The organism is Cohnella boryungensis, from assembly GCF_042651945.1.
Lineage (GTDB): Bacteria > Bacillota > Bacilli > Paenibacillales > Paenibacillaceae > Cohnella > Cohnella boryungensis.
In genome coordinates this window covers 237311-260123 of record NZ_JBHSED010000003.1, presented here as the reverse complement: position 1 = coordinate 260123, position 22813 = coordinate 237311, and the positions used below count along the sequence as shown (strand labels likewise).

Sequence of the window (22813 nt, the reverse complement as noted above, 5' to 3'; positions counted from 1 at the left end):
GAGGATGAACAATATGAATCGTTATGCTTTGGTTACCGGAGCCGATCGGGGCTTGGGCCTGGAGCTCGCCAAGGGGCTTGTGCGCAACGGCTATACGGTGTTCGCCGGCCAATACGCGTCCGATTGGAGCGAGCTTGAGCATACGGAACGGGAGCATCCCGGCAGACTGATCCCGCTGCCGCTTGACGTCGGATCGGGCAACAGCGTCCGTCAGGCGAGGGAACAGGTCGGCTCCAGAACCGACAAGCTTGAGATTATCCTGAACAACGCCGCAATCGTAGACTCGGCCAACTCCGGCCGGACGATTACCGAAGCCATGGACTTCGACTCCATGCTTCGCACCTACAACGTGACCGCGCTTGGCGCGCTCCGGGTCACGCACGCGTTCATGCCGCTGCTCCTGAACGGAGCAGGGCGGCTGGTCGCCAACATCTCTTCGGAGGCGGGCAGCCTGAACCAAAGCTGGCGCACGAACGGCTATGCCTATTGCATGTCCAAAGCTTCCCTTAACATGCATTCTACGATCACATACAACAAGATTCGCGATTTGGGAGGCCATGTCTTGAACCTGCATCCGGGCTGGGTGCAGGGCCGTCTGGGAGGCAGCCTGAATACGAGCGCGGACCTGACGCCCGAATTTTCCGCAAGTCATTTGATTGAGATCATCCTGCGGTATCGCACCTATCAGACCAATAAGCCCGCATTTCTGAACTGGCTGGGACAGGATTTGGCCTACTAGAAGACACTAACTCGTATGCAGGAGGCACTTACATGAGCGACAAAGCCAAAGCCCTCGTCCTGGGGGATTACACGAACTTCAAATATCATCAGCTTCCGAACATGGATCTTCCGGTTACCGACCTGCTCCGCGATCATCTGGAGACAGTGTGCACGGAGGATTACGATCAGCTCCGCGCCGAGAACATCGGACAATATGCGCTTGTCATCTCCTACACGGATTGCTGGCGGCGCGAGCTGTCCGAGGAGCAGATTCAAGGCCTGCTCGGCTATGTGCGGAACGGGGGAGGCTTGCTCGTTATTCATAACGGCATCTCTCTTCAGACCAGCGAGGAATTGATGCGTATGATGGGGGCCAGACTGAACGGGCATCCGCCTTACGGCATTCTGGAAATCCGCGCAGCCGCGGACGATCACGACCTGGTACGGGGGATCGAGCCCTTCACGGTCACCGACGAGCCGTATCAGTTTGATTTTGTCGAAGGACTGGAAACGACCATCCTGCTGGATTACGAATATGACGGCAAGAAATGGCCTGCCGGATGGACGCATGCCTATGGCGAAGGACAAGTCGTTTACCTGATGAATGGACACGACGGCAGCCCCTTCTTCCATCCGACCTACCGCGAGATCATTCTTCGCTCGGCCGTTATGCTGAGCCGGACCGTCTAGGAGAAGGACATATAGCAAGGGCCTCCCGCTCATCGCTTGCGGGAGGCCCTTCGCATTATTGGGGAGAGCTCCAGCGGTCCGATGAACGCTCGCTTCCGCTTGCTTTCCGCCTATCGGCTATAGCCGCATTTCCCCGGTATTTGCCGCTCCTCCATCTGAGCCAGGCAAAGGTGCCTCTTGTGAACTCGTCCACCATCAGCGCGGCATATACGCCGATTAGCCCCAGCTCCATCCGAATGCCCAGCAGATAAGCTCCGCCCGCCCCGAGAAGCCACATCGACCCCATCCCGACGAAAGTCACGTACTTGTTGTCGCCTACCGCGTATAAAGACTGGGCAAACCCCATCGTCGTCATCTTGAGCGGCTGCAACACCAAGTAAAGGGCAAAAATCGCCATCGCCAGCGAGATCACCTCCGGGTCCTCCGTATAAAACCCAATAATTTCCTTTCGAAACCAGAACAGCGCCAGCGCTGCGGCCGACATAACCGCCCAACCAAGCCTAACAGCCGCATAGGCGCTCCGATGACTTTCCTCCACCCGTCCGGCTCCGTACCGCTGACCGATGCGTATCTGCACCGCAAGCCCGATAGCCGAGCCGATCAACGTCGGCAGCCCTTGAATCGTATTCATGTACGTAAAGGCGGCGAGCGGGACCGTTCCGAGCGAAGCGATCAAGGAAAATAAGACGGTCTGAACGTAATTATAGGAGCTGTTGCTGAGCGTAATCGGCCAGCCGACCCTGACAATATCGCGAAAGGTCGACAAGGTCGACCGGTTGAACCCGAGCCGACGGAAGATGCCGGGAAACGTTCTGTATAGCAGCCACAAAGAAAAGACGACTGCCAGCGACCGACTGAGCAGGGTTGAGATCGCCACGCCTTGCGTTCCCAGCCCGGGAAAGCCGCATGCTCCGTAAATAAGCACCACGTTCAGAATCAGATGAATCGCGTTCATGGCCAGCGCTACGTACATGGGACTTCGGGTGTCCCCGGAGCTTCGAAGGGAAGCGGCCGCAGAGGTATGCAGAGAAACCAGCACGGTTCCGGCTCCGACGACGCCCAGATACAGCCGGGCGTCCGGAAGCACCTCCGCCGGCACCTGCATGGCAGCCAGTATCGCTTCCTTGCCAAGCGCTAGCGCGATGCCAAGAAGCAAGCCGATCGCAAGGTTTAGCCGAAGCGCAAGCGCCGCGACCTGGCGAGCCTGTTCCATCCGGCCGGAGCCCCAGCGTACGGCCAGTACGATTCCGGCTCCCGCATTGACGAACAGGAACAGCATGTTAACGGCATGAAGCACTTGGTTGGACAAGCCGACCGCAGCTGCCGCTTGATCGGATATGGAGCTGATCATCAACGTATCCGCGGCGCCCATTACATATTGCAGCAGCAGCTCCAAAGCGATCGGCCACGCCAGCACCCATAAAGGCACGTCTTTGGGGTCCCGATTATTCAGTTTTCCACCTCCAGAAACCGCTTTCATTGAAGTCTACCTCATTATAGGCTCCCCTTCCCGCAGGTTCATTGCACGAACTTACGATTACTTACAATATTCTCTGCTTCTGTTGAATCCGGGCCTGAAGCTTGTTCTGTGGCACCTGCATCCGTGTGGGCGCATATCTTGCATTAACCGTCATACGCCCAGAGCAGAAGGAGGAAAGACTCGTGTCGAAATTACGCTCGTCCGGCGCCAAGCCTCTCTTGAGGAAGTCAGCCACCGATCCGAAAGCCAAGCTGTCCTCTCGTCCCTTGCAGCTATCTACCAAAAATACAACCGGCAAAACAGGCAAAAAGGAATCTCCCAAGGGCGAAGTCGTGCATCTGCATCAGAACGATGAACTAGCGCCGCCAATCGCTCGCCCCATTCCCTGGTGGGTATTTCCGCAGGAGCAGGAGCGCGGCTTGCTTGGAGGACTGCTGGGGCCCGGCGGGGCTGGCGGAGGCTTGTTTCCGGGCCCCGGTCCCGGACCTTTCCCGTCGCCGATGCCTGGTCCCGGTCCCGGACCAGGGCCTTTCCCGATGCCGATGCCCGGTCCTGGGCCCGGTCCCGGGCTAGGTCCTTTCCCGATGCCGATGCCCGGTCCAGGGCCCGGTCCCGGCCCTTTCCCGCCGCCAATGCCGCCTTTTCCCGGTCCCGGACCCGGACCAGGTCCTTTCCCGATGCCGATGCCGCCGATGATGCCCGGTCCTGGACCTGGACCCGGACCTTTCCCGATGCCGATGCCGCCTTTTCCCGGTCCCGGACCAGGTCCTTTTCCGCCGCCGCGACCTCCTTTTCCCGGACCCGGACCAGGTCCTTTTCCGCCGCCGCGACCTCCTTTTCCGGGTCCCGGACCATTCCCGATTCCAATTCCAATTCCCATCCCGATTCCCATCCCTGGACCTCAGCCCCTTCCTCCTGCATTCATTACAGTAAGAATAAATGGCGGGGCTTCATTCCCGAGAGTGAACTTTACGAACTTTATTCCGTTCTTTCCGGGAATTACGATTCGCCAGGCGCTGCTCTCGACCGGCTTGGTCGACTTCGGTCCTGCGGGCTTCATTCGCAATGTCGCGGGCATCCCGATAGGCGATGGCGTAGAAGTCCTTCTCCGGTATAACGGACGGGTTATTCCGCAGACGCTGCTGAACCTGCCCGCCGAGCCGGGCAGCATCATTGGCCTGGAGCTTTTCTACTCTTTGACAGGAGCCATTCCGGTGCCTCTCTGATTGTCGTTCCCGGGCTCCATCTCCCGCTCTACTTTGCGTCGAAGCAGAAGAGGGGCCGCAAGCGCAGCGGCGAATACGCAGGCAGCGACAGCAAAGTGCCGCCAGTCGCCCTTCGTGAGGCTGGACCCGAGAAAGTTGTAGGCAAACGTCCCCGGAAGCGTACCGATCAAGGTTGCGGGCAGAAATGCCCGCAGCCTTACGCTTGCCGCCCCGGCCGCATAGCTCACGAGATCGAAGGGCACGAAAGGGGCTAGTCGCAGCAGAAGCACCATCATAAAGCCTCGACGCTCCATCGCCCTTTCGATTTTGAGCAGCCGCTTATCTTGCTTGCCCTTGAACAAGCCTCTGCCGATTTTCCTTGCCGCGAGAAAAGACAGCACCGCTCCCGTAACGGCTCCGACAAGCGTATAAAGCATGCCGAGCCAGGTTCCGAACGCCAACCCTCCCGCCATCGAGAGGACGGACGCCGGAAACAGGATGAATGGCCTCGCGATATACATGCCGATATACAGGATCGGCGCAATCCAGCCAAAGGACAGCACCCACTGGCGAATGGACTCCGGATTGACCCGAATGACCTTGAAATCCAGCCATAGCAGCGCGGCGACGGCAGCCAGCATAGCCGCCAGCTTCCAGACAGTTGAACGACGCAAGAGCAATGCCCCTTCCTCTATTTACATGCTACGGTTTGCGGAATTCGAGACGAACAGTCCGGAAATCCGGACAAGCCGTCCCGATCTTCCGCTCGCGACGACAAAAAGTTAACAATTTAAGCTTCTCTAGCCCTCCCATTTCGACTACACTGAAGGAAGAATCGTTTATTCGTCGACCACAACCGTAGGAATTGGGTGAATTCTCGTATGCAACCGAACTTGCTACTCCTGCTCGGTTCGAATTTTCACAGGCTAAACGTATCGCTTCAAGAAGAAATTTACCGCGAGTTTTATCATTTCCTATACAAGCCGATCATGTATATGATTCACGATCATTCCGCTGCCGAGGATATCATTCAGGAGGCGTTTATGACGACGCTCGTCAAAAGCCCTTCCGTCGAGAACGAAGACCACATGAAGGCCTGGATTAAAGTCGTTGCCAAAAACCTGACGATTAATTACATACGCAAGCAAAAAAAGATACGAAACGAGATCAGTCTTGAGGTCGCTTGGGATGGAAGCCCCTATATGCAGGCCGCCGGAGGATCGGTCGAGCAGGAGGTCGTGGCCAAATCGCTCGAAGAGCACATTTCCCGTCATCTGAAAGGGATGAAGCCCGAGCAGCGCACGCTGATTGAGCTCAAGTGGAAGAAAGGCTTGTCCTACAAGGAGATTGCCGTCGAGATTCAAGAGACGGAGGTCGCGGTTAAACATAAATTGAACCGCGCGCGAAGCTATTTGAAGCGAAAACTATTCAAGGATTGGGGGAACCGAGATGAATAAAACGCAATTCGATCGGCTGTTCGATGCCGCCTTCGAAGCGTCTCATTCGGCCCAAGACTCTATGACCGTCGATCATCGCGCTTCCTGGGACGCCGTACGGCAACAGCTGAATGCGCGACACCGCAAGAGCGGCAGACGCTCAGCGTTGTCCAAGCTGGCCATCATCGCCGCATCCCTTGTTCTGGGAGCCTTCCTCTTCGGCAACGAACGGGCCGTCAAGGCATTCCAGCCGCTGTACGCCACGCTTAAGGAATATCCTTCGGGCATCATGGGCTTCTTCTTCGGGCGGGATGAGAGCTCTGAGCTTCCGAAAGCGAAGACGGCCCCTCCCCCTGCCCATCTGGAGGGGCTATCCTTTGAACAGATGAACGACTCGACGCTGCTCGCGTCCGTAACGGAAGCGAAAGCAGCCAAGCTGTTATCCTTCCAGGCTCCCGTGTTCGGGTATCTTCCTGCAGGATATTCGTTCGACCACGCCAGCCTGTACTTCTATGACGGACGGGACAAGGCGGATCAAGCGATCTATGCGTTCAAATCGGAAGACGGCTCGTTCATGACGATTCTTATACGTAAAAGCAACACCAACTCCCACCTCGGGTTCAAAAACACGCTTCAAGGCGTAAATGTTCAGCAGATTCCATTGGGGGACGGATTCGGCATCCTCACCTCGCTGGACGGAAACAACTCCCTGGAGGCCGCGGAGCACGATCTGTACATTACGCTAAGCGGCCGAACGAGCAGCGAGGACCTCGTTCGGATGTATGAAAATATGCGCACGGGAGACTAACGAACAGAGGCTGCAGCGACCGGTCGATTGACGACCTTACGCTGCAGCCTCTGTTTTCCTTATCGCGTCGTGAATCTCAGATGATAAGGGACTTCCATTCTCACATTGCGGATATTGGCAATTCTTCCCGTAAGAATGATTTCAATCGTATTGCGCGCGCCCAATTGCTCGAATTCATCCTTGGAATAGATGAACAGCGTTCTGGAATCCGATTCGTAGCGGAACAGAAATCGGCTGGATATGAGACGGCCACCGTTGTTGCCGTCCAGAATGAGGATGTTCCTCGTATTCAGCGTATTGCGGTTAATCTCTTGATGAAAGGTAATGGTAATCAGCGTATCCTCGGGAATGTCCGCAGCCTCCGGTTGAGGATGCGTTTCCTTAATCCACTCGTTCAAGACGCCCACTATATTCCCAGAACCGATCCGCTGATGACTTCGCCCTCTTCGTAGGTGCCGTTTTTAATTACCCAGTGCTTCGTTCTGGCCCGATAGTAATAGCCCGCCGTAACCGACTTGCTGAAGGTGGTGGAATAATAAGTAGCATTGTTCGTACCTACCGTGGAGCCTGAACCGACGATCTCCCAAGCGCTGCCGGACCATTTCTCAACATAGAACGTAATGCCGATCGAATCGACGACCACCAAGGCCGATGTCACGGCGTTGACGGTGACCTTGCCTGTGGTTGCCGTTATTGCATGGCTTCCATTGTCCAGATACAAATGGCTCGGATTGAATACGCTGAACAGCTCCACCGCCGGAGCTGCGGTCCGGGCGATCGGTTCGGAAGGCGCGCTGACAGCCGTCGGCTGCACTTCTTCGGCGTTGGCCACTTCGCTTGTTGGGCCAAATGCCGTACTCGCGACGAGAATTGCCGCCATCCATCCCAGTGCCGTTCTCTTCAACATTCTTTTTCTCATCGTCATCAACCTTCCTGTTCTCAATGTTGTTCACTATATACACAATCGAAAACGCAAAAGGTTGCAACAACTTTCGACATTTTTTTTAATTTTTTTGAATCTTTTGTCCATGAAAATAGGGAACCGCCCGTAAACCCGGGACAGCTCCCTATTTTGACACAGGACTATTTTAGCGGGCCGCTTCGTCCTTCAGCGCTTTCAGTCGCTTCATGACATCGTTGGCTCCGCGTCCGAAGTAATCGTGCAGCGTGCTGTATTCCTGATACAGCTTCTCGTATACCGCAACATTCTCGGCAATCGGCTTAAACGTCTCCTCGCGCACCCGCGCCATCGCCTTGGCCGCGTCCACGACGCTGTCGTAGCCGCCCCGGGCGCTTCCCGCAGCGACCGCGCCGAACATTGCGGCTCCGACCGCCGGCGTCTGCTTGGAATCGGCAACCTTGATCTCCCGATTGGTCACGTCCGCGTAGATCTGCATCAGCAGCGCATTGCGCTGCGGCAGACCGCCGCAGGCATAGACTTCCTCTACCGGGACCCCGTTGCCATGGAAGACGTCGATGATCTTGCGCGTGCCGTAGGCCGTAGCCTCCAGCAGCGTTCGGTACATCTCCTCCGGCTTCGTCAACAGGCTGTAGCCGACCACGACACCCGTCAGATTCGTATCTACGAGTACGGAGCGGTTGCCGTTCCACCAGTCCAGAGCAAGCAAGCCCGTCTCTCCCGGCTTGTAGGCCGACGCCCGCTCCGTCAGCCATTGATGGACGCCCACGCCTTCCTTCTCGGCCGCTTCCTTCACATAAGCGGGAACCGCTTCTTCCACGAACCATTCGAAAATATCGCCGACAGCCGATTGGCCCGCTTCATAACCGAGATAACCCGGAATAATTCCGTCTTCGACGACGCCGCACATGCCCTCTACTTCCACTTCCTCAGAGCCGAGCAGCATATGGCAGATCGATGTTCCCATCGCCATGACAAGCTTGCCCGGAGTCACTACGCCCACAGCCGGCACCGCGGCATGCGCGTCGACGTTGCCTACCGCGATGGCGGTTCCTGCGTTAAGCCCGGTCAGCTTCGCCATCTCCTCCGTCAGCTCGCCCGCCTTCGTGCCGAGCGGAGCGATCTCGCCGCGCAGCTTCGTGGCGGTCAGATTGGCCAGACGAGGATCGAGCGCCTGGAAGAAATCATCGCTCGGATAGCCGTCCTGCTTGTGCCAGATCGACTTGTAGCCCGCCGTACAGCTGTTGCGCACGAAGCTGCCGGTCAGCTGGGAGACGACCCAGTCGGTCGCTTCCGTGAACAAGTCCGTCGCCTCGTATACCTCCGGCGCCTCGTTGACGATCTGCCAGATCTTTGCGATCATCCATTCAGAGGAAATCTTGCCGCCGTAGCGAGGAAGGAACTTCTCGCCGCGCTCCGCTGCGATTGCATTCAGACGATCAGCCTCGTCCTGAGCGGCATGATGCTTCCACAGCTTCACCCAGCCATGGGGATTATCCTTCCACTCGGGCTTGAAGCACAGCGGCACGCCGCTTGCATCGACGGGCAGCATCGTGCAGGCCGTAAAATCGATGCCTAGGCCGATTACGTCCGACGGGGAGATGCCCGATTGCCGCAGCACCTCGGGAACCGAACGCCGCAGCACCTCCAAGTAATCGTCCGGATGCTGCAGGGCCCAATCGTGCTCCAGCGCGCGGCCGGATGTCGGCAGCGTCTCGTCGATGACGCCGTGGGGATAAGGAGTCACATGGTCCGCGATCTCATTGCCGTTCGATAGATCTACAAGAACCGCGCGTCCCGATTGCGTGCCGTAATCAACGCCGATTGCGAATTTTTGGCTCATAGTAAGCACTCCCTGTTCATGGTTAGGTTAAATGCTAATGCTTGGAATCGCCGGGCTGTCCGTAATAAGCGGCCGCGCCATGCTTGCGCAAATAATGCTTGTCGAGCAGCACCTGGTTCATGGAAGGCACGCCCGCATTAAGCTGTCTCGTGTGGTAGGCCATCTTGGCAACCTCCTCCAGTACGACCGCGTTATGCAGGGCGTCCATCGCATCCTTGCCCCAAGCGAACGGTGCGTGACTGTTGACCAATACGCCGGGAACCCGGTCCGGATCGATGCCTTGGAACGTTTCCACGATGACGTTGCCCGTCTCGGCCTCGTAAGCGCCCTGAATTTCCGCGTTCGTCATCGCCCGCGTGCAAGGAATTGTCCCGTAGAAATAATCGGCCTGCGTCGTGCCAAGCGCCGGAATGCCTTGCCCCGCCTGCGACCAGATCGTCGCCCAGGGAGAGTGGGTATGGACGATTCCTCCCACGTTGGGAAACGCGCGGTAGAGCACCAGGTGAGTCGGCGTATCCGAGGAAGGACGCATGCTTCCTTCGACGACCTTGCCCTCCAGATCCACGACAACCATATGCTCGGGCTTCAGCTCCTCATAGGGCACGCCGCTGGGCTTGATGACCATAAGTCCGGAGGCTCGATCAAAGCCGCTGACATTCCCCCAAGTAAACGTCACCAATCCGTATTTTGGCAGCTCGGCGTTGGCTCTGCATACGATTTCCTTAAGTTGATCTAACAAGTCAAAACACTCCCTTTCCTTGTTATTATCACATTATGGCTGCTATTCGAAATAACCTTCACAGGTCACATTATACACTTGTACGTACAGGTGTGTCGAGTTGTTCCGTCAACTCTTCTCCGCCGTCGATTGCCGGACAATCAGCTTGGGCGGATACAGCACCTCTTGCTTCGAGGGAACGATTCCTTTCTCCATCTGCGCGATGAGCAGATTCGCGGCACGCTCGCCTAGCCTGGACTTCGGATGCTCGATCGTCGTAAGCTTAATTTCCGTCGCCGTAGCCAGGAAGGAATCGTCGTAGCCGATGATAGACAGATCCTCCGGAATTCTCAGCCCCAGCTCCCTTACGGTATCCAGCAGCGAGACGGCAAGCTGGTCGTTGTAGCATACGATTGCGGTAGGGGGCTGCGCGGACATCAGCATTTCCTTCAGCATGCGCTGCGGACGCTCTCCCTTGTCCTCGGTCGAATAACGAACGATCGCCCCGGCCTCGGAGGACAGCTGATACTCCCGGCATGCGCGAATATATCCCTTCATTCTCCGAACTCCCTGCAGGTCGTCGGTTTTGAAAAAACCCGCGATGCGGCGGTGCCCCAGCTCAAGCACGTATTTGGCCGCCATCAGGCCGCCCGCGTCGTCATCCATCCTTACGCTGGCGCAATCCAGATCCGGATAGCTTTCGTTAATCATCAGTATGGGGATGCCATGGTCCTCTATCGCCATGTAATTGTCGAAATTCGGATTGCCCTCCGCGCTTTTGGTCGGCTCCACGATTAATGCGCAGACCGAGTGGCTCAGCATCATCTCCAGGCATTCGCGCTCTCTGTCCTTCCGGTGGTCGGTGCTGGACAGCAGCAAGCGGTAGCCCTTATCCTTCAAAGCCGCTTCGACCCCGCGAACGATGGAAGGAAAAATATAATCCGATATCGAGGTCGTAATAATGCCGACCGTACGATTGTTAGAGGAAGCGCGGCGCTCGGGCGACTGCCGGCTGACGAACGTTCCTTTCCCTTGCTCCCGGGCGAGCCAGCCCTCCTGGACAAGCTCTCCGATCGACTGGCGAACCGTCTGACGGCTCAGCGAGTATTGCTCGGCCAGCTCGTTCTCCGACGGCAGCTTGTCCCCGGGCCGGTAACGGCCCGATGCGATCCAGGATAGAAGCTCTTCTTTGAGCTGTATATATTTCGGCGATTGAGAAGTCATTCCGCACCCCCGCATCCAGCGGCCTTTCCGTATTCTTAGACTTATCGCCATTATAGCATACGAATCAACTTGTACGTACCTATTACGCTCGCTGTCGAACATGCCCTTTTCCCCGAAATTATGATATAGTTTGTGCTAGTATGAATACGGAGGTCGTTCCCTGTGGCAAATCGATTGCTATACTCCTCGGAGTCGTTAGATATCCACGCCGACAGCGAGAAAAAGCTGGTGCGCATCGAGCTGTCGAGTAGCGGATATCGGCCCAAATACGTGGCAATTGCAATTGAAGATCGCGACGAGCTGGAGCGCATCATTCAGGCCCTGCAAGAGGCGAGATCCTCCCTGGCTTAGCCGCTCTATCGAATATCAAGGAGGCAACGCGATTTGATCGACATTACTTATAAGTACAGCGAGCACATGACCCGGGCGATCAGAGACTATCACCACAATTCGATGAGATTCTGGGTTTCCAATGGAATCGGCTTGGCCATCGTCCTGCTGGAGCTCATCCTCTACATCCGCTCCTCCAATGCGTATATGCTCGGAATTGCCCTGTTCGTACTTGTGCTTCTTGGACTCTCCTATCTGCTGTCCGGCTATGTTCAACCGAGGAAGTTCGCCAGCGACAAGCGGTACGCCAAGCCCTTCACCCTGACGGCCGGGGAGACGGACATTCGCCTGAAATCCGAGGATCTGGATAAGCAGACGAAGTGGAGCGACATTCGCAAGGTTTGGGAAACGCCCAGGTATTATTTGCTGTTCCTCGACGAGACGCAATTCTGGATTGCGCCTAAGGAAGTGTTCGAGAGCCGCGAGCAGGAAGAGCAATTCCGGCAGATCGTCGGACGGCATCAGACGATACGCCGCGGCCTTATTCGGTAAATATAGAAGGAGCTGCGCCTGACGCGCAGCTCCTTCTTGCCGTACAGATCCCATGACAAGCTCGTCTTCCGTCAGCTTCGGCAAGGTGACGGGACGCCGGACAACCCGTTAGTCCTCCGACTCCTCCAACAGCGGCACAATCATCTGGCGACTAAGCTCCTTCCTGGGAAGCAAGGGCTCCATGTCCTCGACAGGACGCCCTACGCCAAGCTTCGGATTCACTGCAGACCCCGGCGAAATGCAAATTTCGAGCAGAACCGGCCCTCCGCCTTCGCCCCCGACGCCCGCATCGATCCATTCGTTGATATCCAGCCATGAGGAAGCGCGATATCCGGGTATACCGTAAGCTCGGGCAACCTTGTAGAATTCCGGGCAGCTGTAGCCTTCAACCGTTGAGGTTGTCCGTCCTTCAAAATACAGCTCCTGGAACTGTCGCACCATACCGAGAGAACGATTGTTCAGCACGAGGACGGTTATCGGAAGCCGCCAATGGACGAGCGTTTGCAGCTCCTGGATATTGACCTGCATCCCGCCGTCTCCGGCAATAAGCACAATCCCCTTGCCCGGCGCGGCGAAGGCCGCTCCGATCGCTGCCGGCAGTCCAAAGCCCATCGCTCCCATCCCTCCTGCGTTCAACAGCCTTCTCTCTCCGCCGACCGGCCACGATTGACTTGCCCACATCTGATGCTGACCGACGTCGAGACAGACGATCGTATCGCGTCCCGTCGCCGTGGCCAGCCTCCTCATGAGCCGATTAGGGTCGATGGTTTCCTCCGCATCCGCAGCGGCGTTTCCTGTCGGATATTTCAGCCGCCAGCGGTTAAGCCTGTCTTTCCATAGCTTCCAACGGGGCTTCTCCGGATCGTGTCCCCACGCGTCGGACATTCCCTCCAGAAATGGCTTCAGATGAGCGCGCACGGCCAGATCCGCGCCGACCTTCCTCCCCAGCTCCGCCGCATCAATCTCGACATGGATGACCTTCGCCCCGCGCGCGAACGTCTCCGGCCGGGTTCCGGTCTGCCTGGTGTCCAGCCGCGAGCCCAGCACAAGCAGGCAATCGCAATTCGCCAGCGCCAGATTGGCATACCGGTGCCCGTAGGCGCCGATCAAGCCCATGCTCCAGCGATAGTCCGACTCCACCGCGTCAAGTCCCATCAGCGAGCAAACGGCTGGAATCTTCGCGCGATCCAGCCATCTCCGCAGCGCAGTTACCGCTCCCGCCGATCGCACTCCGCCGCCGACCAGCACGATCGGCCTCATAGCCGACCGAAGCCGGCAAGAGACTTCCCGCATAACGCTCTCCAGCCCCTCGGAGCGGTCTGGCGCAGCGTCCTCCTGCTCCGTGCAGCCGGCCATCCGTTCAGGATCAACCTCCGCGCGCTGAACGTCCATGGGAATATCCAGCAGCACGGGGCCTGGCCGGCCGGACCGCGCGATGGCCCATGCCTTCTCCAGCTCGAAGCGGAGACGGTCCGCATCGGCAACCAGCGCCGCGTACTTCGTCAGCGGCTTGACGACGCTGACGATGTCCGTCTCCTGAAATCCGTTCTGCCGGACCGGATCGTCGAATTTGTATTCGTAGGTGTTCACCTGTCCCGTCAGAAACACGCAAGGTACCGAATCGAAGTAACAGCTGCCGATCCCTGTAATCAGATTCAACGCTCCGGGCCCGCTCGTCGCCAACGCCACGCCCACCCGCCCGCTCGTCCTCGCATAACCTTCGGCGGCGAATGCCGCCGCCTGCTCATGATGCATGGATACCGCTTCAATGTCTTCCCGTTCCTCTATGGCATCCAGCAGATGGGCGATCGCTCCCCCGGCCATTTCGAAGACATGCGTCACTCCGCGCCGGGTCAGAAAATCGACGATATACCTCGCGGCCTTCATGCCGGCCACACCTTCCAAGGCGCTTTCCCGGCTTTCCACATCGCTTCAAGCGATACCTTGTCCCGGAGCGTATCCATGGGATGCCAGAAGCCTTCGTGGCGATAGGCCATCAGCTGGCCGGCTCCCGCGATCGACTCCAGCGGCTCCTTCTCCAGCATCGTATCGTCGCCGCCCATATAGGGCAGAACCTCCGGCTGGAAAACGAAAAATCCGCCGTTCAGCCAACCGCCGTCGCCTTTCGGTTTTTCGCGAAAGCCTTGAACGCCCCCCTCTTCGCCGATCTGCAAAGCACCGAATCGTCCTCCCGGCTGAACGGCGGTAACCGTAGCCCATTTGCCATGCGAGCCATGAAAGCTGACCAGCTTCGAGAGATCGACATCGCTTAGTCCGTCTCCATAGGTGAGCATGAACGGGGCATCCGCAACATAAGAGCTAATGCGTCTGATCCGCCCGCCCGTAGAGGTGTCCCTTCCGGTATCCACCAGCGTAACCTTCCATGGGTCGGTCAATCGTTGATGGATCACCTTTTTCCCGCCGTCCGTAAAATCGAAAGTAACATCCGACTCGTGCAGATCATAATGCTCAAAGTATTCTTTAATAAGCATGCCCTTATATCCCAGAGGAATAATGAACTCATGGAAGCCGTAAAACGAATAATGCTTCATGATGTGCCATAGAATCGGTTTGTCTCCGATTTCAATCAGCGGCTTGGGTCTGACCGCCGTTTCTTCGCTGATGCGCGTGCCGTAGCCCCCGGCGAGAATGACGACCTTCAAGGGCAGTCTCCCCTTTTCCCGTCCCTGCGGACGTTGCTCGACGAATAATCGCTACTACTGCTTATGCCGGCAGTTCCCTGAGGGTGTGGACAATCGCAGACATTGTTCCCCAAGCGGAAAAAGAGAATCTGCGGAGGCGCACACGCCTCTCCTGCAGATTCCCTCCGTTGTACGTCGGATTATCTGGCCAGCCTTCTGGATTTCGTCCCCGACAAAGCCGGGAGCCACTGGCCTCCGCCGCCGGACGCATCCGCTCCCCCTTCCGCGGAATATACCGTTCTCCCTCTGCTCATCGTCAACGCTACCCTGCAGCGAATCAACCGCCCCTCATAAGCGCTCTGCCGATGCCGGTAAAGCAGGTGCTCCGGTCGGAGCACATAGGGCGCGTCGGGATGAACGAGCACAATGTCCGCGTCGGCCCCGGGAGCCAATCTGCCCTTGCGGGGGAACAGTCCGAAACGTCTGGCGGGGGCTTCCGACAGCACTCTGGACAGCAGCGGAAGCGGCAAGCCGCGTCGCAGGAAGCCTTCGTCGAAGATCAGCTCCAGCAGACTCTGTCCGCCTGCAATGCCCTCCCGCGCCGTAAAGCCGTCCCCTTCCTTCAGCGAAGGCGGGCAAGGCGAGTGCGCCGAGGCGACAAGATCGATCTTGCCCTCCGCCAGCCTGGCCCACAGGCCTTCCCTTTCACGGGCGCCGCGAATCGGCGGCGCGCACTTGGCCTTCGCTCCCAGCCTCGCGGCTTCCTCGTCCGTGAATAACAAATAGTGCGGGCAAGTCGCCACGGTGACATCGAGTCCGTTGCGCCTTGCTTCCCATGCCATGTCTACGGCTTGCGGGTTGCTCAGATGGGCAAGATGCAGCGGACAATCCGTCCTCTCGGCGAACAGCAGCGCCCGGCGAACCGCGTCCAGCTCCGCCGCCATCGGCCGCGCCGCCGCATAGTCCCGCAGTTCGGTTGCCCCTCGCCGCAACGATTTCTCCGTCAGAGCCGCGATAATCTCCTCGCTCTCGGCGTGGACAGCCAGCACCTTTTTCAGCTCGGCAATAAGCCTCATCCCTTCGTACAAGGCCACATCGTCCACCGCCCGGAAACTCTCCACGCCCGCAACTTCGGGAGAAGACATATACGCCTTAAAGCCGATCGCCCCCTGATCCGCCAATGCCGCCAGCTCGTCGAGATTGTCGGGAGTGAGCCCGGCCCAGAGTCCGTAATCCATGAGCGTTCCTGAAGCCCGGGCCGCCTCCAGCTTGCGGCTCATCGCCTCCGCATTCACCGTTGCGGGCATGCCGGGATACGTCATATCGAGGAAGGTCGTGCATCCGCCCGCAGCCAGTGCGGACGAATCGCTCTGAAATCCTTCCCCTTCCTCTCGTCCCGGCCCGTTCAGATGGACATGCGTATCCACGACGCCCGCCATCGCATAAAGTCCTTTGGCATCGATCGTATGCTTGGAAGACGCCTGTATGTCGGAGGCGATCTGGGTGATCAGGCCGCCCTTAATCGCAATGTCAGCCAATTGAACGCGGTCTCGCAGCACAACGCTTCCGCCCTTAATGATGCAATCCAACAGGCCTTCCTCTTGCATGCGACTCCCCTCCTTCAATAGCGTCACTATTATGTTATATAATATAACACAATTAAGTGAAACAATAAAAAAGGAGTGATTTTTCATGAAACAAGTTAGGATATCTAACAATTAGCGCACAGCAACCCGCTCCCTATTCAGGGTACGCTCCGTTGATCCCGACAGCTTCGCGCACTCGCGAAAGGCAAAATGCTTGCAGCCCGCGCATACCGACTTATCCAGACAGCCTAGAGCCTTCTCAATCGCTCCCCCTGTATGCTCATGGAAGTTCTCGCTCCCGATCTCCTCGGTCAGACCGGTGAGCGCCAGCATCTGTCGAGGCTGAGGCTGAATGCCCGATACGATGACGGTTCCGCCGCGTCGTCGGAAATCCTTCACAAGCTCCGCCAAATTCGCCTCTCCCGTCATATCCATCAGCGGTACGCCGCCCATGCGTATAAGCAGGACGCGCTGCGCCTGCCCCGCGATATCGCGCAGCGCCGCTCCGAACGCCTTCGTCGTGCCGAAGAACAATGCCCCCTCTATCGATGCGATCCGAATTTGCGGACAGTCTCTCGCGCTGGTCACCCGATGAGGCGCCACCTTCCCTTGTCTCGTCTCCGGATCGGGAAGCACCTTCACCACCTTGACCATACCGCCCATTCGCCTCATGAATAGCGCCGCAGCCAGCGCAAGACCCGCCGTTACGGCAATCGTAAGGTCCGTAAACACCGTCAGCAGGAAGGTCGCCGCCAGCACGAGCGAATCGCCCGTTCTGGTTCGCAGCACCTTGACAAACCCCCGGTATTCGCTCATCTTCCAAGCCACGACCATCAGAACCGGCGCCATACCGGCCAGCGGCACGCGGGAAGCCAGAGGAGCGAACAGCAGCACCACCGCCAGGACTACGACGCCATGCACGACGCCCGATACGGGACTGGCCGCCCCCGACTTGATGTTGGCTGCCGTTCTCGCGATGGCGCCCGTCGCCGGGATTCCTCCGAACAGAGGAGCCACGATGTTCGCGATGCCTTGTCCGATCAATTCCTTGTTGCTATTATGCCGAGTGCCGGTCATCTCGTCCGCGACGACGGCCGAAAGCAGCGATTCTATTCCGCCCAGCATCGCGATGATAACTGCGGGATAGAGCAATTGCGTCATGCGCTCGAGAGAGATTTCCGGCAGCCTGAACTCCGGGAGCCCATCCGGTATGGCGCCATAAGCCGAGCCGATCGTAGCGACCTGCCCGTCGAAGAACAAAGTCGCCGCAATAGTAGCCGCCGCAAGTCCCAGCAGGAGAGCAGGGAGCCTCGGGGCGAATCTGTTCACGAGCAGGATGACCGCCAGACTGATGGCCGCCGTTGCCATGCCGTAGGCGTCCGCCATGGACAGATGCTCGACGATCTCCCGCATATTCGGCAGGAAGCGTTCATGCTTGCTCAGCCCCTCGATGCCCAGGAAGCCGGGAATCTGACCGGCAAAGATAAGGACTGCGATTCCCGAGGTAAAGCCCAGCGTCACAGGGCGGGGAATGTAGCGAATCAACGCCCCCAGACGGAAGAGGCCCATAAGCAGGAGCAGCACGCCCGCCATCAGGCCTGCGAGCAGAAGGTTCTCGTAGCCATAGCTCAATACAATCGCCAGCAGCACCGGGACGAACGCCCCCGTCGGGCCTCCGATCTGAAACTTCGTGCCCCCGAATAACGAGATCAGAACCCCGGCCGTTATCGTCGTATACAGCCCGTATTGCGGACTTACGCCGGAAGCGATAGCGAACGCCATGCCCAGCGGAATCGCGATAATCCCCACAATCAAGCCGGACATCAGATCCTTGCGCAACGAAACGATGCCGAAACCGGAAAACCTCCCCAGCCTGCGCTCCATCCCTTATCCCTTCTATCTCTAAATATTTGATTATTTGAATATATAAAATATAAGATGATTATGCACCGATCGTCAAAACGGATATTTCCCCTTTTCCCGTCATCCAGCCTCGTGCACGCGCAAAAAAACGGGGCCATAAGCGCCTCTCGGCGATTTGGCCCCGTTTCCGTTCATTATTCGTTGCGAATCGTCTCCAGCAAGGAGATCGCGTCTACCAGATGGTTATCGAAAATTCTCCTCGCGACCTCCAGCAGCTCTCGAATCTGAGGATCGCGCAAGGAATAGATCACGGAGGTGCCGTCCTTCGTGCCGCTGACGACGTTCTTCGCCCGAAGCACCGCCAGCTGCTGCGAAACGGCCGATCCCTCCAGTCCGAGCAGCGCCTGAATTTCATTGACATTCCGATCCCCTTCGCTCAGCACCTCCAGAATGCGGATGCGAAGCGGATGGGCAAGCGCCTTGAAAAACTCCGCCTTAAACTGCTGCAACTCGCGGCTCACGGCCATCCTCCCCCTTTAATCGAACCAGCCCTTGCGCTTGAACCAAGCATACATCCCCAGTCCCAGCGCCGCCATGATGCCGATAACGATGTAATATCCCGCATGCCATTCCAGCTCGGGCATGTTCACGAAGTTCATCCCGTATACCCCTGCGATAAAGGTCAACGGCATAAATATAGTCGTCATGACCGTCAGCGTCTTCATAATCGAGTTCATCCGGTTTGAACGCAGCGAATCGTAGCTGTCCCGAAGATCCGCCGTCATCTCTCGGTTGGACTCGATCATCTCCGTCAATTTCAGCAGATGGTCGTAGATGTCGGTGAAATACGCATGCTGGTCCTTCACTCCCGGAATCTTGTCCGAATTCAGCAGCCGATAGAGCAAATCCCTCATCGGAATAACCGTGCGTCTAATCCGCAGCAGATCCGCCCGGATGTCGTAAATCTGCTCCGTCATCTCCTGCAAATCCGGCCGATTCTCGCCTTGGTCCTCGATCTCGTTCAGCTGGTCCTCGATCATGTACAGCGTAGGAAAATAGTTGTCCACCAGCTTGTCCACGATCAAATAAGCGACGTAATTATGATCCTTGCCCGACCGGATGGCCGGATCAAGCATCCTTCTCCAGACCTCGTCAACCTCCTGCGACGCCGCCAGATGGAACGTCACGATGCCTCTGGGCCCCAGGAAGAAATCCACTTCCTCCGCCTTAAGCGTTTCCGGGTGAAGGGCGTGCAGTACAAAAAAGTGCGTATCGTCGTAATGATCTACCTTCGGCCGCTGGAGCAGATGCAGACAATCCTCGATGGCAAGCGGATGAAATTGAAAATAGCTGTCCAGAAGCTCAATTTCCGCCTCCTTCGGGCAATCGAAATCCACCCAGAACCACTCGACATTAAGATCCGTCAGGTGGCTTAACGAAATATCCGTCAGCAGCTCCCCTTCGTCCGTTACCGCCATTATCCGCAGCACTCGTCTCACCTCTATCGTTCATTATGCCCCGATGCGGCAAGACTTGGCAACATGCAGCAGCAACGCTCCGCCAGTATCACGCCGGCACGGGCAGCCCGCTAAGGGTTCGGATCGTGAACAAAAAGCGCATGGCGAGAAATTTACGCCATGCGCTTCTATCTTGACGCTCCGAGTTGCCGCCCGATATACGGAACAACCCGTTCGACGTCGCCATTATTTTCAATACGGATTTCGCCGGACGTTCAGCACGTCCGCGAGAAACGCCAGCGTCAGCCCTTGGCCCCAGCCCTGGATTCGTTTGTCCGGCACGCCCTTGTAGCCGTCGGCATTCTGCATGACCGCCGTTCCGGCGGAGACGCCGGTCACCGTGCCATCCTCGGTGATACGGGCCAGAATTCCGTCGATGGAGCGCTGCGTATACTTGTTGTACAGCCTCCCCTTCGTGAGCAAGGCGGCCGCGATCCCCGCCGAGCCCGACGTTTCGAGCGGAGAGGTCGGATCGTCCACAATCGTGTGCCATAGACCGGATTCGTCCTGGAGACGAACCAGCGCGCTCAGCTGGTCGCGCAGCGAGCCTTCGATAATCATGAAATTCGGCAGATCGACGGGCACGAGCTCCAGCGCTCTCGCCATGGTGAGCGCCGCCCAGGAATTGCCACGGGCCCAATGAACGCCCGACATATGATGACCAGCAAGGTTGTCCCAGCCGTGATAATACAGATTGGTGCGCGCATCCTGCAGCACATTCTCATGCCCATGATATTGCCGCAGTCCGTCGCTGAAATAATCGTCTCTCCCCAGCAGCTTGCCGATCCGAAGAAGGAAATAGCCCGCCATGAACATCGTATCGACCCAGGCTTGCTCAGGGAAATTATACGTCTCCGAATTTACCGTGTGCTGGAATATACCGTCGCCGAAACGAACCGCATCATGCGTCAGGTATTCCGCCATCTCCTTGGCCGTCTCGATATAGCGTTCATCCTGCGTCACCTCGTACAGCGTCAGCAGCGAGTGACCGACTGATACCCCGTTAACCGACAGCTTCGGCAAGCCGTCCTCCATATTTTCATCCACCCAGGCCTTAAGCCGCTCCAGATACTCCGCCTTGCCCGTGGCCTGATAAGCCTCGCATACCCCGTAGAAAGCTACGCCGCCGGGCCAATCCCAGCTGAAATCCATCCGGAAAGTCCGGTCTACCACCCGGTCGATCGCCCCGATAATTTCCTTATCGTCAAATCGCAATGCAGGCATGTCGTCTGCTCCTTCCAATGTAAGCTACCCCTTTAAGCCGCTAGTGCTGATGCCCTCGACAATGTACTTCTGGAATGCGAAAAATATGATGAAGACGGGAACGAGCGACAACGTAGACATGGCGAACATACCGCCCCAATTGTTCAGCGATTCCCCGTCCAGGAACAGCTTAAGCGCCAGCGATACCGGATACAGCTCCGGCTGGTTCAAATACAGCAACGGGTGAATGAAATCCTCCCACGTCCAATAGAAGGAGAAGATAGCCGACGTCATCATAGCCGGTACGATAAGCGGCAGAATGATTTTGAAGAAAATCCCGTATTTGCTGCAGCCGTCGATCTTCGCGGCCTCGTCGAGATCGACCGGAACCGTCCGGATAAACTGCATGATCAGAAAGATGAAGAACGGAATGCCCAGAAACTGCGGCACGATGATCGGCTTGAACGACTGCAGCCAGCCGATCTCCGAGAACAGAATATACTGCGGAATGATCGTCACGTCGCGAGGCAGCATCAACGTCAGCATCATGCAGCCGAACCAGATCCCTCTTCCGAAGAACGGAATACGGGAGAACGCATACGCCACCAGGGCCGAGCTGCAGACCGCTCCGATTGTGGATAGAATGACGATGATAAACGAGTTCTTGAAGAACGTTCCGAAGGAATTGCCCGCGAAGCCCGCCCAGCCGCTCGTATAATTCTCCCAGGCGAAGCGGCTCGGGATTAAGCTGTACGCCGTCGTGAAGATTTCGTCGTTCGGCTTGAGCGAGCTGACGATCAGCCACAGAATCGGATAGAACATGCAGAGCGCCAGCCCGCCGATTAACAGATGATAGGACAACGCCCTCCATCTTTTGCTTGAGATCGCCATATTATTTGTCCCCCTTAGACTCGTAGTGGACCCAGTAGCGCGAGGACTGGAAGATAAGCAAGGTGACGATGCCGATGGCAATCAGCGCCACCCAGGCCATCGCCGAAGCGTAGCCCATCTCGTAGAAGACGAATGCCCGCTTGTACAGGTACAGAGAGTAGAGCAGCGTCTCGTCCAGCGGCCCCCCTTCCCCTCGCGAGATGATATACGCCGGGGTAAAGGTCATGAAGGCCGAAATCGTCTGCATGATCAGGTTAAACAGAATGATCGGACTGAGCAGCGGCAGCGTAATCTTGAAGAACTGGCGCACCTTGTTCGCTCCGTCCACGCCCGCAGCCTCGTAGTAGTCCTTCGGGATGTTCTTGAGGCCCGCCAGGAAAATCAGCATCGAGGAGCCGAACTGCCAGACGGACAAGGCGATCAGCGTCCATAGCGCCGTTCCGGGATTCCCGATCCACGACGTATTCGACTCTACGCCGATCAACCCGAGCGCGGAATTCACCAACCCTTGATCACCGAACACCTGCGACCATAGAATCGATACGGCGACGCTGCCTCCGATCAGAGACGGAAGGTAATAGGCCGACCGATACAGCCCGATGCCCGCAATCGCTTTGTTAAGCAGCATCGCGACGCCGAGGGCGAAGGCCAGCCGAAGCGGCACGCTGGCGAACACGTAATTGAAGGTGACGGAGATCGATTTGATGTACTTCTCGTCGTCCGTAAACATTTCCTTATAGTTATCGAATCCGATCCAGTTGGGCGCCTCCAGCAGATTGTAATCCGTGAACGAATAGTACAGCGAGGAGAACACCGGGTACACGATGAACACCAGAAAACCCAGAATAAACGGAGCGGCGAACGTATAGCCGACCAGATGGTTATTTTCGCGTAGTTTCATGTCTTCAGCTCCTTGGGCTTGTTCGGTAGATCCGACAGCTATGCCTATCGGAAAGTAAGCGTTTCCTTATAGGTTTATTATGCCGTGCGGGAACGAACATCTGAAGGCAAAAAACCGTTGTTTTTGTTCAATTAGCCGACATGGTACGAGAGGGAATTCTCCTTGCGACTCACGGCTCATCCCCTCGATAGCTCTCGCCAAGACGACTCTGCGGCCTCGTTATCCCCTTGGCTCAGAAGCTCCCCGCTCCCAATCCACGCAGCCTTTCTCATGAGCCGCCTTCCA

The 22813-nt window shown here is 57.3% G+C and carries 24 protein-coding genes; 7 read left to right on the top strand and 17 right to left on the bottom strand.

All coding sequences use genetic code 11. The features are described from left to right. The first annotated feature begins 13 nt into the window (after positions 1–13). Positions 14–739, top strand: a complete 726-nt coding sequence (locus ACFO1S_RS02480) for an SDR family NAD(P)-dependent oxidoreductase (RefSeq protein WP_204600819.1) — start codon at positions 14–16, stop codon at positions 737–739. Between the two features lie 32 nt (positions 740–771). Then, on the top strand, positions 772–1410 hold the full coding sequence (locus ACFO1S_RS02475; RefSeq protein WP_204600820.1) for a ThuA domain-containing protein: 639 nt from the start codon (positions 772–774) through the stop codon (positions 1408–1410). Between the two features lie 55 nt (positions 1411–1465). Here the strand turns inward: ACFO1S_RS02475 and ACFO1S_RS02470 are convergent, their stop codons facing one another. Both ACFO1S_RS02470 and ACFO1S_RS02465 read right to left on the bottom strand, forming a co-directional pair. Continuing rightward, positions 1466–2890 carry an MATE family efflux transporter gene (locus tag ACFO1S_RS02470; RefSeq protein ID WP_204600821.1) on the bottom strand — a complete coding sequence of 475 codons (1425 nt, stop codon included), beginning with the start codon at positions 2888–2890 and terminating at the stop codon, positions 1466–1468. A 343-nt stretch (positions 2891–3233) separates the two neighbouring features. Continuing rightward, on the bottom strand, positions 3234–3770 hold the full coding sequence (locus ACFO1S_RS02465; protein WP_204600822.1) for a hypothetical protein: 537 nt from the start codon (positions 3768–3770) through the stop codon (positions 3234–3236). Between the two features lie 82 nt (positions 3771–3852). On the opposite strand from ACFO1S_RS02465, the gene ACFO1S_RS02460 reads away from it, so the two are divergent. Then, positions 3853–4116 carry a hypothetical protein gene (locus ACFO1S_RS02460; protein ID WP_204600823.1) on the top strand — a complete coding sequence of 88 codons (264 nt, stop codon included), beginning with the start codon at positions 3853–3855 and terminating at the stop codon, positions 4114–4116. Here ACFO1S_RS02460 and ACFO1S_RS02455 read toward each other — a convergent pair. After that, positions 4080–4769, bottom strand: a complete 690-nt coding sequence (locus tag ACFO1S_RS02455; protein ID WP_204600824.1) for a TVP38/TMEM64 family protein — start codon at positions 4767–4769, stop codon at positions 4080–4082. The genes ACFO1S_RS02460 and ACFO1S_RS02455 overlap by 37 nt on opposite strands. A 207-nt stretch (positions 4770–4976) precedes the next feature. Here ACFO1S_RS02455 and ACFO1S_RS02450 point away from each other — a divergent pair, with 207 nt between their 5' ends. Continuing rightward, the gene (locus tag ACFO1S_RS02450) at positions 4977–5552 is read left to right on the top strand and encodes an RNA polymerase sigma factor (RefSeq protein ID WP_204600825.1); all 576 of its coding nucleotides are present in this window, start codon (positions 4977–4979) and stop codon (positions 5550–5552) included. Continuing rightward, on the top strand, positions 5545–6339 hold the full coding sequence (locus tag ACFO1S_RS02445; protein ID WP_204600826.1) for a DUF4367 domain-containing protein: 795 nt from the start codon (positions 5545–5547) through the stop codon (positions 6337–6339). Before ACFO1S_RS02450 ends, ACFO1S_RS02445 begins: the two co-directional genes overlap by 8 nt. A gap of 59 nt (positions 6340–6398) precedes the next feature. On the opposite strand, the gene ACFO1S_RS02440 is transcribed toward ACFO1S_RS02445, so the two are convergent. The 5 genes from ACFO1S_RS02440 to ACFO1S_RS02420 form a co-directional block, all read right to left on the bottom strand. Then, entirely contained in the window at positions 6399–6737 is a 339-nt protein-coding gene (locus ACFO1S_RS02440) for an Ig-like domain-containing protein (RefSeq protein ID WP_204600827.1), read from the bottom strand. A gap of 8 nt (positions 6738–6745) precedes the next feature. Then, positions 6746–7258, bottom strand: coding sequence for a hypothetical protein (locus ACFO1S_RS02435; protein ID WP_204600828.1), 513 nt, complete (start codon positions 7256–7258; stop codon positions 6746–6748). Between the two features lie 169 nt (positions 7259–7427). Then, entirely contained in the window at positions 7428–9101 is a 1674-nt protein-coding gene (locus tag ACFO1S_RS02430) for a ribulokinase (RefSeq protein WP_204600829.1), read from the bottom strand. Between the two features lie 34 nt (positions 9102–9135). Next, positions 9136–9840, bottom strand: coding sequence for an L-ribulose-5-phosphate 4-epimerase (gene araD / locus ACFO1S_RS02425; protein WP_204600830.1), 705 nt, complete (start codon positions 9838–9840; stop codon positions 9136–9138). A gap of 108 nt (positions 9841–9948) precedes the next feature. Continuing rightward, entirely contained in the window at positions 9949–11043 is a 1095-nt protein-coding gene (locus tag ACFO1S_RS02420) for a GntR family transcriptional regulator (protein ID WP_204600831.1), read from the bottom strand. Positions 11044–11205: 162 nt separating this feature from the next. On the opposite strand from ACFO1S_RS02420, the gene ACFO1S_RS02415 reads away from it, so the two are divergent. After that, a complete protein-coding gene (locus ACFO1S_RS02415) occupies positions 11206–11394 on the top strand; it encodes a hypothetical protein (protein WP_204600832.1) in 189 nt (62 codons plus the stop codon). Positions 11395–11427: 33 nt separating this feature from the next. Then, positions 11428–11925: a YcxB family protein gene (locus tag ACFO1S_RS02410; protein ID WP_204600833.1), complete on the top strand. Its 498-nt coding sequence runs from the start codon at positions 11428–11430 to the stop codon at positions 11923–11925. A 108-nt stretch (positions 11926–12033) separates the two neighbouring features. On the opposite strand, the gene ACFO1S_RS02405 is transcribed toward ACFO1S_RS02410, so the two are convergent. The 9 genes from ACFO1S_RS02405 to ACFO1S_RS02365 all read right to left on the bottom strand — a co-directional run bounded on the left by ACFO1S_RS02405 (position 12034) and on the right by ACFO1S_RS02365 (position 22528). Further along, entirely contained in the window at positions 12034–13812 is a 1779-nt protein-coding gene (locus ACFO1S_RS02405) for a thiamine pyrophosphate-binding protein (protein WP_204601055.1), read from the bottom strand. Next, positions 13809–14588: a glucose-1-phosphate cytidylyltransferase gene (rfbF, locus tag ACFO1S_RS02400; protein WP_204600834.1), complete on the bottom strand. Its 780-nt coding sequence runs from the start codon at positions 14586–14588 to the stop codon at positions 13809–13811. Before rfbF ends, ACFO1S_RS02405 begins: the two co-directional genes overlap by 4 nt. Before the next feature lie 179 nt (positions 14589–14767). Then, a complete protein-coding gene (gene allB / locus ACFO1S_RS02395; RefSeq protein WP_204600835.1) occupies positions 14768–16174 on the bottom strand; it encodes an allantoinase AllB in 1407 nt (468 codons plus the stop codon). A gap of 111 nt (positions 16175–16285) precedes the next feature. Then, positions 16286–18037 carry a SulP family inorganic anion transporter gene (locus ACFO1S_RS02390; protein ID WP_204600836.1) on the bottom strand — a complete coding sequence of 584 codons (1752 nt, stop codon included), beginning with the start codon at positions 18035–18037 and terminating at the stop codon, positions 16286–16288. 173 nt (positions 18038–18210) lie between these two features. After that, positions 18211–18543, bottom strand: a complete 333-nt coding sequence (locus ACFO1S_RS02385; protein WP_378126170.1) for an ArsR/SmtB family transcription factor — start codon at positions 18541–18543, stop codon at positions 18211–18213. A 9-nt stretch (positions 18544–18552) separates the two neighbouring features. Continuing rightward, on the bottom strand, positions 18553–19506 hold the full coding sequence (gene corA / locus ACFO1S_RS02380) for a magnesium/cobalt transporter CorA (protein ID WP_204600838.1): 954 nt from the start codon (positions 19504–19506) through the stop codon (positions 18553–18555). 219 nt (positions 19507–19725) lie between these two features. Further along, positions 19726–20757 carry a glycoside hydrolase family 88/105 protein gene (locus ACFO1S_RS02375; RefSeq protein ID WP_204600839.1) on the bottom strand — a complete coding sequence of 344 codons (1032 nt, stop codon included), beginning with the start codon at positions 20755–20757 and terminating at the stop codon, positions 19726–19728. Between the two features lie 24 nt (positions 20758–20781). Continuing rightward, the gene (locus ACFO1S_RS02370; RefSeq protein WP_378126282.1) at positions 20782–21558 is read right to left on the bottom strand and encodes a carbohydrate ABC transporter permease; all 777 of its coding nucleotides are present in this window, start codon (positions 21556–21558) and stop codon (positions 20782–20784) included. Positions 21559–21628: 70 nt separating this feature from the next. Then, positions 21629–22528 carry a carbohydrate ABC transporter permease gene (locus ACFO1S_RS02365; protein WP_204600841.1) on the bottom strand — a complete coding sequence of 300 codons (900 nt, stop codon included), beginning with the start codon at positions 22526–22528 and terminating at the stop codon, positions 21629–21631. Positions 22529–22813: the final 285 nt, after the last annotated feature.

Coding starts and splice junctions, on each gene's coding strand:
- ACFO1S_RS02480 (WP_204600819.1), top strand. CDS start 14: ATGAATCGTTATGCTTTGGTTACCGGAGCCGATCGGGGCTTGGGCCTG.
- ACFO1S_RS02475 (WP_204600820.1), top strand. CDS start 772: ATGAGCGACAAAGCCAAAGCCCTCGTCCTGGGGGATTACACGAACTTC.
- ACFO1S_RS02470 (WP_204600821.1), bottom strand. CDS start 2,890: ATGAAAGCGGTTTCTGGAGGTGGAAAACTGAATAATCGGGACCCCAAA.
- ACFO1S_RS02465 (WP_204600822.1), bottom strand. CDS start 3,770: ATGGGAATTGGAATTGGAATCGGGAATGGTCCGGGACCCGGAAAAGGA.
- ACFO1S_RS02450 (WP_204600825.1), top strand. CDS start 4,977: ATGCAACCGAACTTGCTACTCCTGCTCGGTTCGAATTTTCACAGGCTA.
- ACFO1S_RS02445 (WP_204600826.1), top strand. CDS start 5,545: ATGAATAAAACGCAATTCGATCGGCTGTTCGATGCCGCCTTCGAAGCG.
- ACFO1S_RS02435 (WP_204600828.1), bottom strand. CDS start 7,258: ATGAGAAAAAGAATGTTGAAGAGAACGGCACTGGGATGGATGGCGGCA.
- ACFO1S_RS02430 (WP_204600829.1), bottom strand. CDS start 9,101: ATGAGCCAAAAATTCGCAATCGGCGTTGATTACGGCACGCAATCGGGA.
- ACFO1S_RS02420 (WP_204600831.1), bottom strand. CDS start 11,043: ATGACTTCTCAATCGCCGAAATATATACAGCTCAAAGAAGAGCTTCTA.
- ACFO1S_RS02405 (WP_204601055.1), bottom strand. CDS start 13,812: ATGAAGGCCGCGAGGTATATCGTCGATTTTCTGACCCGGCGCGGAGTG.
- allB (WP_204600835.1), bottom strand. CDS start 16,174: ATGCAAGAGGAAGGCCTGTTGGATTGCATCATTAAGGGCGGAAGCGTT.
- ACFO1S_RS02390 (WP_204600836.1), bottom strand. CDS start 18,037: ATGGAGCGCAGGCTGGGGAGGTTTTCCGGTTTCGGCATCGTTTCGTTG.
- ACFO1S_RS02385 (WP_378126170.1), bottom strand. CDS start 18,543: ATGGCCGTGAGCCGCGAGTTGCAGCAGTTTAAGGCGGAGTTTTTCAAG.
- ACFO1S_RS02375 (WP_204600839.1), bottom strand. CDS start 20,757: ATGCCTGCATTGCGATTTGACGATAAGGAAATTATCGGGGCGATCGAC.
- ACFO1S_RS02370 (WP_378126282.1), bottom strand. CDS start 21,558: ATGTTCTATCCGATTCTGTGGCTGATCGTCAGCTCGCTCAAGCCGAAC.
- ACFO1S_RS02365 (WP_204600841.1), bottom strand. CDS start 22,528: ATGAAACTACGCGAAAATAACCATCTGGTCGGCTATACGTTCGCCGCT.